This is a genomic window from Muriicola sp. E247, from assembly GCF_041358175.1.
Lineage (GTDB): Bacteria > Bacteroidota > Bacteroidia > Flavobacteriales > Flavobacteriaceae > Muriicola.
Genome location: NZ_JBGKBE010000001.1, coordinates 201,959 through 214,017 on the forward strand (window position 1 = coordinate 201,959; position 12,059 = coordinate 214,017).

The window sequence follows — 12,059 nt, forward strand, 5'->3', positions numbered from 1 at the left end:
TTTGAGCTCCCGCTTAAAAAGACTTCTGAAAATTATCGTCCCTGTCCTCCTGGGAGTTTTTTTGGTTTGGTATTCTTATTACAATACATCTCCTGAAGACAGGAAGGAGATCTTCAGATACATCAGGGAAGCCGATCTGTTCTGGGTGGCGATTTCCGTAGCGATCGGGATATTGAGTCATATCTCAAGGGCTATCAGATGGAATTATTTACTGGAACCCCTTGGTTACAGGGCCAAAATCTGGAATAATATCTTTTTTATTCTTATCGCCTATTTTGCCAACCTGGGAATCCCCAGATCTGGTGAAGTGTTGCGGGCAACTGCACTGGCAACTTATGAAAAAGTACCTTTCCAAAAGGGCTTCGGAACCATCGTCACAGAACGAGTAATCGACCTGTTGATGCTACTGCTGATTATATTTATAGCCCTCCTTTCTCAAACCAATATTATTCTTACCTACCTTAAAGCCAATGGGATTGGCCTTACCGCAACCCTGATCCTGGTTGCAGCCGGTGTGCTATTCTTGTTTGTCTTTCTCGCCTTTCTCAGAAGGTCCAGTTCCCCACTGGCGATTAAATTGAAAGACCTGGTAAGAGGTCTGCTCGACGGAGTATTGAGTATCTTTAAAATGAAGAATAAATGGCTCTTTATCTTCCATACCCTTTTTATTTGGGGTGCCTATGTTGCCATGTTCTGGGTTATCAAATTTACGGTTATTGAAACTATACCCCTGAACCTGTCTGAATTTCTCGTTGCATTTATTGCCGGTGCCTTTGCCATGTCTACCACAAATGGTGGAATCGGACTCTATCCTATTGCAGTGAGCAAAGCCTTGTCTATTTATGGAGTTAGTGCAGTTTCAGGAGATGCTTTCGGCTGGATTATGTGGATCGCCCAAACCCTCATGGTTGTTGTATTCGGTGCAATATCTTTTCTACTCTTACCGTTATTGAACAGAAACCGATAGGTTTTCAATAACCCAAAAACCAACCCAATGAGGAAAGTCATATTAATGACCCTTGTCTTATTTATTACCCAGAGCACTTTTACTCAGGTAACTCACGAAATTTTCGAGTCCTTTAAATTACAGGAAAGACGTAACGTCTCTTATTATTTTCCCGAGGATTATACTCCTGAAAAAAAATATCCTCTGGTAGTTGTACTCGATGCGGAATACCTCTTTGACCAGGTAGTTGCTAACGCCAAATTTTACAGCAGATTTGAAGGAATGCCCCAGGTTATTATTGTAGGAATTGATCAGAGTAAAAATGATCTGCGCTGGGATGACTGTGCTTTTGAAGAGGCTTCAGGGCTTCCGGCAGACAAAGGAAAAAGTTTCTATGAGTTTATTGGCATGGAGATAGTCCCATATCTCGATCTTACATACAGCACTGCACCTTTCAGGATGTTTATTGGGTACGATATTACCGCCAATTTCGGGAATTACTACCTTTTTAAAGATCGATCTTTTTTTAATGCTTTTATCAGCATTGCCCCCCATCTGGCACCGGAAATGGAAATCAGAGTGCCTGAACGACTGATGGCGATGGAACAGCAAATATTTTATCACCTCATCGCAGGGGGAGGAAAACCCGCCACAGGAAATGAAATCAAATTACTGGACCAAAACCTCAGAAAAGTCGATAAGCCTACCATTCACTACTCTTTTGACGCCTACCCGGAATCTAATGAAGTTTCTGTTGTCACTTATGGTCTTGGAAAAGCATGGGAAAAAATGTTTGAAGTTTTTAAACCTATTTCCCCAAAGCAGTACAGAGAAGAGATCCTGACCTCAGATGAACCCGCTTTTAAATACCTTGAGGATAAATACAACACTATTGAAGAACTGTTTGGTTTTCGTAAAAGCGTAAGTCTAAACGACATTATGGCCGTTTATGCCGCCACCAGAAAAAAAGATGATTTTGAATCTTTAAAACCCCTTTCAGATTTGTGCAAAAAAGAATACCCGGAGACTATGCTCGGATTCTTTTTTGAGGGGGAATATTACGAACAGATGGGAGAGGCTAAAAAAGCCCTGCGGACCTTTGAAAAAGCCTTCGGTATGCAGGAAATCGATTTCCTTACCAAGGAACTCGCCCTGGAAAAAATCGATGCGATAAAGGCCGACTTCGGATATTAGAAATACACACATCGTACCACAACATTTTCACCCTGCTTTTTAGCGGGGTGTTTCTTTTGTTATTTACAAATACCACTATATCTTTAGCCGTATCATGGCAAAGACAAAAACTGCTTTTTTCTGTCAGAATTGTGGCACTCAGTACGCCAAATGGGTCGGACAATGCTCCGCCTGTAAGGAATGGAATACCATTGTGGAAGAAGTAGTGCAAAAAGAAGAGAAAAAAAGCTGGAAAGTCGAAATGAATGGTGCTCCAAAAAGTGCTGCCCCGGTAAATATCTCAGATATTGATACGGATAAGGAAATCAGGTTTGATGTCCTTGATCATGAATTCAACCGGGTTCTTGGAGGCGGACTCGTTCCAGGCTCTTTAGTACTCCTGGGGGGAGAGCCGGGGATAGGCAAAAGTACCTTACTCCTTCAGATCGCCTTGCGACTGCCTTATAAAACGCTTTATGTTTCCGGGGAGGAAAGCATGAAGCAAATTAAAATGAGGGCAGAGAGAATCCAACCAGATAGTTCCAATTGTTTTATCCTGACTGAAACTAAAACACAACAGATCTTCAGGCAAATTGCTGAGGTAAATCCTGACATTGTAGTAATTGATTCTATCCAAACCCTGCATTCGGATTATATAGAATCCTCGGCAGGAAGTATCTCCCAGATACGGGAATGTACAGCAGAGCTTATCAAATTTGCCAAGGAAACAAATACGCCCGTGATCTTAGTTGGCCATATTACCAAGGATGGGACCATCGCCGGACCTAAGATTCTTGAACATATGGTAGATACAGTCCTTCAATTTGAAGGAGATCGGAACTACATGTATCGGATTCTCAGGGCCCTGAAAAACCGCTTCGGTTCAACGGCCGAACTGGGTATCTATGAAATGCAGGGAAGCGGACTGAGGGAAGTAAGTAATCCGTCTGAAATTCTGATCTCCAAGTACGATGAAGCCTTAAGCGGCACGGCCATAGTTGCAACACTGGAGGGGATGCGTCCACTGCTAATTGAAATTCAGGCACTTGTAAGCTCCGCCGTGTATGGAACCCCACAGCGCACTGCTACCGGATTCAACGCAAAAAGACTAAATATGCTTCTGGCTGTACTCGAAAAAAGAGCCGGATTTAAACTGGGCGCCAAAGACGTCTTTCTTAATATCACCGGAGGCATAACTGTTGATGATCCTGCCATTGATCTGGGTGTTGTTGCGGCTGTTCTTTCCAGTAATGCCGATATCCCCCTGGAAAAAGGTGTTTGCTTTGCTGCAGAAATTGGTCTTGCAGGGGAAGTGAGACCTGTTCGTAGGGTAGACCAACGTATCCTCGAAGCAGAAAAACTCGGGTTCACCCGGATTTTTGTCTCTAAAAACAATAAAATTACACTGAAAAATCACAGTATCCTGATCAGTAAAGTAGGGAAGATTGAAGATGTAATCAGGGAATTGTTCAGCTGAGGTATCGAATAATTACTAACTTTATTTCTCACCAAACATAAGACTATGAAAGCGTATTCTATCCTTTTTTTAGCTGCCCTTACTCTCTTATCTTGCAAATCGAATACAGAAAAAACAGAACAGGCTGAGAGCAGCAGTGCTGAAGAGTATCTGAGTTTTGAAAACAGGGACGATCAGTTCACCGGAGGAATTAAAATGATCCCGATCACTACTGAAAAAGGCACCTTTAATGTCTGGACCAAACGCATAGGTAACAATCCTACCAAAAAGGTATTACTTCTCCATGGGGGACCAGGAATGACACACGAATTATATGAATGCTTTGACGGATACTTTCCACAGGAGAATATTGAATATATCTATTACGACCAGTTGGGTTCTTATTACAGCGACCAGCCTGATGACCTAAGCCTTTGGACAAAGGAGCGATTTGTAGAAGAAGTGGAGCAGGTACGGAAAGCCCTGGGATTAGATGCCTCAAACTTCTACCTGCTGGGTCAATCCTGGGGTGGAATATTGGCAATGGAATACGCCTTTAAATACCAGGATAACCTCAAGGGATTGATTATATCAAATATGATGAGTAGTGTTCCCGAGTACAACGCCTATGCCCAGAATGTCCTTGGGCCACAAATGAATCCTGAAATCTATCAGGAAATAAAAGCAATGGAAGATGCTGAGGACTTCGCTAACCCTAAATACGGGGAATTGCTGTTTGAACATTACTACACCGAACATGTACTGAGAATGCCTCCGGAGGAATGGCCCGAAGCCGTCATGAGAAGCCTTAAACACGCTAATAACCAGGTCTATGTACATATGCAGGGCTATAGTGAATTTGGCATTACAGGGGATGCTACCTTAAAGGATTGGGATGTGAAGGATCGACTGAAAGAAATTGAAGTTGCAACCCTGGTCATCGGTGCTCAGTATGATACGATGGATCCCTCCCATATGGAATGGATGTCTGAAGAAGTCAAAAACGGCAGATACTTATATTGCCCAAATGGCAGTCACCTATCTCAGTACGACGATCAGAAAAACTACTTTGAAGGCGTGATCAGGTTTATTCACGATGTGGATCAAAAGACTTTCTGATCAGGGAGCGGGATCCGGATGTTGCTCGTGTATGGCTTCTATACTCTGAAGTATTTCTTCGCTGAGGACAAGGTCAATACTTCCGATATTTTCTTTAAGTTGCTCCATGGAGGTAGCTCCTATGATTGTACTTGTTAGAAATGGTCTTGAATTGACAAAAGCAAGTGCCATTTGCGTAAGCGACATGTCATTTTCCGTGGCCAGATCCTGATATTTCTGCGTTGCCTCCAGAGCAATCTCATTACTGTATCTAGCATAGGCCGGAAATAATGTGATCCGGGCATTCTCCGGCTTCTTTCCCCCCAGGTATTTTCCACTAAGCACTCCGAAACCAAGGGGAGAATAAGCAAGCAACCCTATTTTTTCCCTTATGGCAATTTCAGAAAGTCCAACTTCAAAAGTTCGGTTCAGAAGACTGTAGGGATTTTGTATGCTAACCATACGCGGGAGACTTTTATGAACCTTGCTTTCCTCAAGAAACCGCATAGTTCCCCAGGGGGTTTCATTAGATAAGCCCACATGACCTATTTTTCCTTCCTTAATTAAATCCCTCAGGGTTTCCAGAACCTGATGAATGTTATCCTGCCAGAAATCCGAAATGTCGTGTTTGTATCCCCTCTGCCCGAAGTAGTTGGTCGACCGCTCAGGCCAGTGCAATTGATACAAGTCGATATGCTCCGTTTGCAGGCGTTTAAGACTGCCGTTCACTGCTTCCACCAGGGCATCTTTTTTAAACCCTGTTGTCCTTATGAATTTCGTGAAAGATGCTTTCCCTGCGATCTTGGACGCCAGGACAATCTTATCTCTCTTCCCGGTTTTATGAAACCAGTTTCCTATGATCTTCTCCGTGAGGGCATACCGATCGGGGTGAGCAGGTATGGGATAAAGTTCGGCTGTATCAAAGAAATTGACCCCCTGATCTACCGCATAATCCATTTGCGAATGACCTTCAGCTTCGGTATTTTGCTTTCCCCATGTCATGGTGCCTAAGCAGATCTTGCTCACTTCAAGGGAAGTATGAGGCAGCGTAGTATAAATCATGAATCCTTGAATTATAATTCGGCAGCAAAGGTAGGCATCCCTTTGTTAAGTCAAAATTAAGCTGTGGTCAATTCTACCATTATAGGACAATGGTCACTATGTTTCGCCTTTGACAATATTACTGATCTTGTCAGCCTGTTTTCCAGGGTCTCGCTTACCATTCCGTAATCTAATCGCCAACCTTTGTTGTTATTACGGGCATTTGCCCTATAGGTCCACCAGGTATACTGATGAGGTTCTTTATTGAAATAACGGAAACTGTCAATAAACCCACTGTCGATAAAATTCCCAATCCATTCCCGCTCCACTGGCAGAAAGCCGGATACATTTTTATTCCTCACAGGATCATGGATATCGATAGCCTGGTGACATATATTGTAATCCCCCAGGATAATCAAGTTGGGGTTTGTCTTTTTAAGCCTATTAACGTAGTCCTGAAAGTCGGCCATATATTGCAATTTGTGGTCGAGACGTTTAATGTTTGTCCCGGAGGGTAGATAGAGGCTCATTACAGAAACCCCGTTAATGTCTGCTCTTAGGTTTCTTCCCTCCTTATCCATATAGTCTATTCCTGTTCCAAATTCTACATGTTCAGGTTTTTGTTTGGAAAGGATAGCCACGCCACTATATCCTTTTTTCTCGGCGCTATACCAGTAGTGAAAGGGGTATCCTGCTTTTTCGAAAAGACTTACATCGAGTTGTTCTTCCATGGCTTTGATCTCCTGAAGGCAGACCACATCCGGATCTACCGTTCGCAACCAATCTAAAAACCCTTTATTAAGTGCCGCTCTTATACCATTTACATTATAGGATACAATCTTCATCAATCTGATTTTCGCCGAAATTAAATAAACTATGTTATTTGTGAAAACTGAAAGCTATGTGCCTTACTTTGCAACTTATGACTCGTAAATGGAAATTTCGCTTTTTCCCCAGTCTTTATTAATACTTATTTTTGCCTTCTTGAAGTATAAAATTAGACAAATACTGACATTTGGTTTGCTCCTGTTCGGGAGCTTTTCTTTCTATGGGCAAGTAGTGTCAGGTATAGACAGTGTTACCGTATTACCCGAAGTTCTCTTACTTGAGGAAAAAAAAGTAAAGCACACCGAAGGGATCATTCCCTCCCAGGTTATCGGGGAGAAGATCTTTGACAATTTCAGCCCGGTAGATGCAGTATCGGCTATCAATCAGATCCCCGGAGTTTATATCTTATCCGGGGCATTAAATACGAACCGAATTACTATCCGGGGAATTGGAGCGAGAACCCTTTTTGGGACCGATAAACTACGCTTGTATTACGATGATATTCCCGTGACTGATGGAAGTGGTTTTTCGAGTATAGAAGCATTTGACCTTGAAAACCTGAGTCAGATAGAAGTGGTAAAAGGACCCAAGGCTACTACTTTCGGAACCAATCTTGGTGGTGCAATCATACTTACGCCCAAAGAGAGTCTGGGGCAGGGCAGCACTCTTTTTAATAATACAACCTTTGGCTCCTATGGCTTGTTTAAAAACAATCTGTCCTTCAGGCATACCGACGATTCTCTCTCGCTAAACATGAATTACGGCCATCTCGAGAGCGAGGGTTACCGAGACAACAGTCAGTTTAACAGGGATGGCGTTTTGTTACATGGCTCTTATGCCATCGACGATAAAAATCAGATCGGACTTCTGATCAATTATATTGATTATACGGCTCAAATCCCAAGTTCGCTCGGAATCACAGCTTTCCGCGATGATCCTACTCAGGCCGCATTTACCTGGGCGGCTTCAAAGGGCTTTGAAGCAAACAAGTATTCTCTCGTAGGTGTGAATTACAAGCATAGGTTTTCTCCCAAATTCCAGAATTCTACCAGTTTATTTTATTCCTATCTCGACCATTATGAGGCCCGGCCTTTTGGGATCCTTGACGAATATACCAACGGCTTTGGTTTCAGAACCCGGTTCAGAGGAAGTACAAAACTGATAGGCTTAAGTTCTATTTATAGTTTCGGTACCGAAGTCTACAAAGATGAATATACCTGGAGTGAGTTCGAAAACCTGTATGCCGAAAACGAGGGGGAAGGCAGCTTACAGGGGGACAAATTTGCTGACAACAAGGAATACCGCACACAATTTAACGCCTTTGGAACGCTAAGTGCCGACCTCTTTCCCGGGTTCAATATGCAACTTGGCCTCAATGTAAACCAGACCCATTACGATTACAGGGATATGTTTAATTCGGGAGATGCCAATCGCAGTGCAGAACGCAAGTTTAAGGTCATCGCCCTCCCCAGTATCAATCTCAATTACCAAATTGACGATTACCAATCGGTATACGCCAATATCAGCAGAGGATTTTCAAATCCTACTTTGGAAGAAACCCTTACCCCCGACGGACTGATCAATCCGGACATCGCCCAGGAAAAAGGGATAAATTTCGAGCTTGGTTCCCGTTTATTCCTCTTAAAGGACAAATTACATCTCCTCCTGACGGTCTACCAGATGAACATTGAAGATCTACTTGTGGCAGAACGTATCGGAGATGATCAGTTTGTGGGAAGAAATGCAGGGCAAACGAGGCACAAGGGATTAGAAGTGGCTTTAAATTATCGATGGGATATAAGTAGTGACTGGACGTTAACTCCGTTTATAAATTATACGTATAACGATCATCAATTTGTTGAATTTTTGGATGAGGACCAGGACTTCTCTGGAAATCCTTTAACAGGTGTACCCGGGCATCGGCTAAATAATGGCATACAATTGCAGTACAGCAACCGCTTTTTTTGGAACACAACCCATCAGTATGTGAGCGATATCCCCCTTACGGATGCCAATACTTTGTCTAGTGAACCCTTCCATGTATTTGGCACCAAATGGCGTTATGAAACAAGTCTGACCAGCGCTTTGACTTTAGGCGTGAGCTTAGGGATTAATAACCTTTTTAATGTGCGATATGCCCAGTCTGTTTTAATTAATACGCAGGCTTTTGGGGGAGCTGAACCCAGATACTATTACCCAGGAAATGACCGGAATTTTTATGCAGGCTTTCGCCTTGAATACCGTCTTTAACCCCCGATCACTTTTTTCAGCCAGTACTTCATGGCCACTTCCTTTTCTATGGCCGGATATAATTCCTCAATTGGAAGACGTCGTTGTTCCATAGTATCCCGATGGCGCAGGGTTACCTTATTGTCTTCCAGGGTTTGATGATCCACGGTGATACAGAAGGGTGTCCCGGCGGCATCCTGTCTTCGGTAGCGGCGACCTACCGCATCCTTATCGTCATATATAACATTAAAATCGAGACGAAGTTCCTCAATGATCTTATGGGCAATCTCGGGTAATCCGTCTTTTTTTACCAGGGGCAGAACAGCCGCTTTAGTTGGTGCAAGGACTGCCGGTATTTTTAGTACGGTACGAGTAGATCCATTCTCCAGTTCTTCCTCAACGAGGGAATTGGAGAGCACTGCAAGGAACATCCTGTCGAGCCCAATTGAAGTTTCAATGACATAAGGGACATAGCTTTCTTCCAATTCAGGATCGAAATACTGCAGCTTCTTACCTGAATATTCCTCATGGCTGCTCAGATCAAAATCGGTTCTGGAATGTATTCCCTCCAGTTCCTTAAAGCCAAATGGGAATTTAAATTCAATATCGGCAGCCGCATCGGCATAATGAGCCAGTTTCTCATGGTCGTGGAAACGGTAATTATCTTCTCCCATCCCCAATGAAAGGTGCCATTTCATTCTGGTTTCTTTCCAGGTATCGTACCATTCTTTCTGTGAGCCTGGCCTGATAAAAAATTGCATTTCCATCTGTTCAAATTCCCGCATTCTGAAAATAAATTGGCGGGCGACAATCTCATTTCTAAAGGCTTTTCCTATTTGTGCGATCCCAAATGGAATCTTCAGACGTCCCGATTTTTGAACATTGAGAAAATTTACAAAAATCCCCTGAGCTGTCTCCGGACGCAGATACAGGTCCATTGCAGAATCGGCTGATGCTCCGAGTTTTGTACCGAACATCAGGTTAAATTGTTTTACATCTGTCCAGTTTCTTGAACCGGAAAGAGGGCAGGCAATCTCAAGTTCATCGATAAGGTCTTTAACATCGGCCAGGTCTTCCTTCTCCAGGGATCTGGCCATTCTTTGAATAATAGTCTCAGATCGCTTCTGGTAGTCTAATACCCTGGGGTTGGTTGTTCTGTACTGGGCCTCGTCAAAGGAATCTCCAAAGCGCTTAGCTGCTTTTTTTATTTCTTTGTCAATTTTAGCTTCAATTTTAGCTACATAATCCTCGATTAACACATCTGCCCGATATCTTTTTTTCGAGTCTTTATTATCGATAAGAGGGTCATTAAAGGCATCGACGTGTCCTGAGGCCTTCCATATAGTGGGATGCATAAAGATGGCTGAATCGATTCCAACAATATTCTCGTTGAGCTGCACCATGGCCTGCCACCAGTATTCCCTGATATTCTTTTTTAACTCAGCCCCATTCTGGAGATAATCATATACTGCGCTCAGACCATCATAAATTTCACTCGACTGCACTACATAGCCGTACTCCTTGGCGTGTGAAATGACCTTTTTAAATATATCTTCTTGATTTGCCATGGGGCAAAAATAGAACTTTAGTAAAAGAAAGGATGGATTATTTTAACTGAAATTCTGTAGTAGCCAGTAATTTTTCGTCTTCAAATACATTAAGGGTATAGGTCCCATCGAGAAGTGACCCTTCGGGCACAGTTATAAAGTCGCATACACTCATTTCTTCACCTCTGAAGATCAGGGTTACCCGCTTACTGTATATATTGCCATTTACTGAAATGATGTTGGCATTGTCTTCGATGATTCCCATATTCGGACCGAGAAACTGAAAATACAGTACTTTCTCCTTAGGTGCCAGCGTGTTGGGATCTGCTTGTACGGTTATACAACCCCTGAGTTTTTCAATGGTTGAAGCCTTATTTGTTTTGATAGGTCTCCCACTCCGCATTCTAAAGCCACTGCCTTCGGCATTGCTGAGGTTGAGGTAACTTTTCATCTTAAGTTCCCTGCTCAGTTCCTGGTTCTTTCTCCTCAGAAGCGCTTCGGCCTGAGCAAGAGAACTGCTTCTTCCTCTCAGTTCTTCAAGCACTTCCTGTGATTCGTTGAACTTATCAGCCAGTAATCTGTTGTTATAGCGTAAAAGATTGTTCTTTAATTTAATACTGTCGTATTGTGCTTCCAATTTGCGGAGTTCATTTTTAAATTCGCTGAGTTTCCCTATAGTAAAATTGAGACGCCCAACGGAATCCAGCAATTGCTGAACTCGGTCCCTGGAGTCCTGTAATTCAATTTCATTGACTTCGTTGAGTGCCGACAGACGATCTACCTCTGTTTTCATTAGGGTGAGATCCCTAACCAGAAGTGTTTTTTCGTCTTCCAGGTACGAAATCTGGTTCTGAGATTGTGCATAGCTGTAATAAAAGGCAATTAGTATTCCTATAATTACCGCCACCAAAGCCGCCAGAATGATTTTGTAATTGAATTTAGTTTCTTGAAAGTCCATTCGCTAGGGGGTACGTTACAAGTAGGTTTTGATACGTTCAGATTTGAATTTCAGTAAGCTACCAAATATAATAAATGATCTCAACACCATTCTGGTACCCCCTGTGTGTTTTGGATGTAATGCACGATTATATCGGGGAGAGCAGATTTTGTGTGTCTCTTGTCGAGCCCAATTACCACTTACCGAGTTCAATTTTTCGACAGAAAACAGTTTAGATCGGGTTTTTTATGGACGAATACCCATTCAAAAAGCGGCAAGCTATCTGTATTTCTATGAAAACGGATTGGTTCAAAACCTCCTTCATTACCTCAAATATCGCAATCAGCCCCGTATAAGTCACCTCCTCGGAAAATGGTATGGGGAAATTTTAAAGCAGGACGATGCACTTCCGAAAATTGACATGGTCATCCCTGTTCCCCTTCATCCCAAAAAATTAAAAAAAAGAGGCTACAACCAGGTAGCCGGATTTGGCCAGGAAATTGCCATTCAACTCAAGGCCGACTACAGAGAAGACATACTTTCCAAAACATCCCATACCCGCACTCAAACTCAAAAATCAAGGATATTCCGATGGCAACATGAAAAACCTGTTTTTAAACTATTATACCCTTCCATTCTGCATAGATGCAGGATTCTGCTTGTAGATGACGTAGTGACCACGGGGGCTACACTGGAAGCCTGCTCAAAGGTCCTTCTTGAGGTCGGCGAAGTTGAAGTTTATATTGCGACAATGGCTATGGTACCCTGATTTTAGAATTCTGCAAATTAGTTGTTTCTTTGCCC

The 12,059-nt window shown here is 42.8% G+C and carries 10 protein-coding genes; 6 read left to right on the forward strand and 4 right to left on the reverse strand.

Annotated features, from left to right (window positions below):
• Position 1 precedes the first annotated feature (1 nt).
• The 4 genes from ACA086_RS00920 to ACA086_RS00935 all read left to right on the forward strand — a co-directional run bounded on the left by ACA086_RS00920 (position 2) and on the right by ACA086_RS00935 (position 4,694).
• Positions 2-967: a lysylphosphatidylglycerol synthase transmembrane domain-containing protein gene (locus tag ACA086_RS00920; protein ID WP_371001356.1), complete on the forward strand. Its 966-nt coding sequence runs from the start codon at positions 2-4 to the stop codon at positions 965-967.
• 27 nt (positions 968-994) lie between these two features.
• Positions 995-2,140, forward strand: coding sequence for an alpha/beta hydrolase (locus ACA086_RS00925; protein WP_371001357.1), 1,146 nt, complete (start codon positions 995-997; stop codon positions 2,138-2,140).
• 94 nt (positions 2,141-2,234) lie between these two features.
• A complete protein-coding gene (radA, locus tag ACA086_RS00930; protein ID WP_371001360.1) occupies positions 2,235-3,596 on the forward strand; it encodes a DNA repair protein RadA in 1,362 nt (453 codons plus the stop codon).
• A gap of 45 nt (positions 3,597-3,641) precedes the next feature.
• A complete protein-coding gene (locus ACA086_RS00935) occupies positions 3,642-4,694 on the forward strand; it encodes a proline iminopeptidase-family hydrolase (protein ID WP_371001361.1) in 1,053 nt (350 codons plus the stop codon).
• On the opposite strand, the gene ACA086_RS00940 is transcribed toward ACA086_RS00935, so the two are convergent.
• Entirely contained in the window at positions 4,695-5,735 is a 1,041-nt protein-coding gene (locus ACA086_RS00940; protein ID WP_371001363.1) for an aldo/keto reductase, read from the reverse strand.
• A 56-nt stretch (positions 5,736-5,791) separates the two neighbouring features.
• A complete protein-coding gene (locus ACA086_RS00945) occupies positions 5,792-6,559 on the reverse strand; it encodes an exodeoxyribonuclease III (RefSeq protein ID WP_371001364.1) in 768 nt (255 codons plus the stop codon).
• 139 nt (positions 6,560-6,698) lie between these two features.
• Between ACA086_RS00945 and ACA086_RS00950 the strand changes: the two genes are divergently transcribed.
• Complete coding sequence (locus ACA086_RS00950; protein WP_371001366.1) at positions 6,699-8,792, forward strand: TonB-dependent receptor family protein; 2,094 nt, start codon at positions 6,699-6,701, stop codon at positions 8,790-8,792.
• Here the strand turns inward: ACA086_RS00950 and ACA086_RS00955 are convergent.
• Positions 8,789-10,339 (reverse strand): glycine--tRNA ligase, encoded by a 1,551-nt coding sequence (locus tag ACA086_RS00955; protein ID WP_371001367.1) that lies wholly within the window; start codon positions 10,337-10,339, stop codon positions 8,789-8,791. The two genes, ACA086_RS00950 and ACA086_RS00955, sit on opposite strands and share 4 nt — an antisense overlap.
• 37 nt (positions 10,340-10,376) lie before the next feature.
• A complete protein-coding gene (locus tag ACA086_RS00960; RefSeq protein ID WP_371001368.1) occupies positions 10,377-11,276 on the reverse strand; it encodes a hypothetical protein in 900 nt (299 codons plus the stop codon).
• A 28-nt stretch (positions 11,277-11,304) separates the two neighbouring features.
• On the opposite strand from ACA086_RS00960, the gene ACA086_RS00965 reads away from it, so the two are divergent.
• Complete coding sequence (locus ACA086_RS00965; protein ID WP_371001370.1) at positions 11,305-12,024, forward strand: ComF family protein; 720 nt, start codon at positions 11,305-11,307, stop codon at positions 12,022-12,024.
• Positions 12,025-12,059 lie beyond the last annotated feature (35 nt).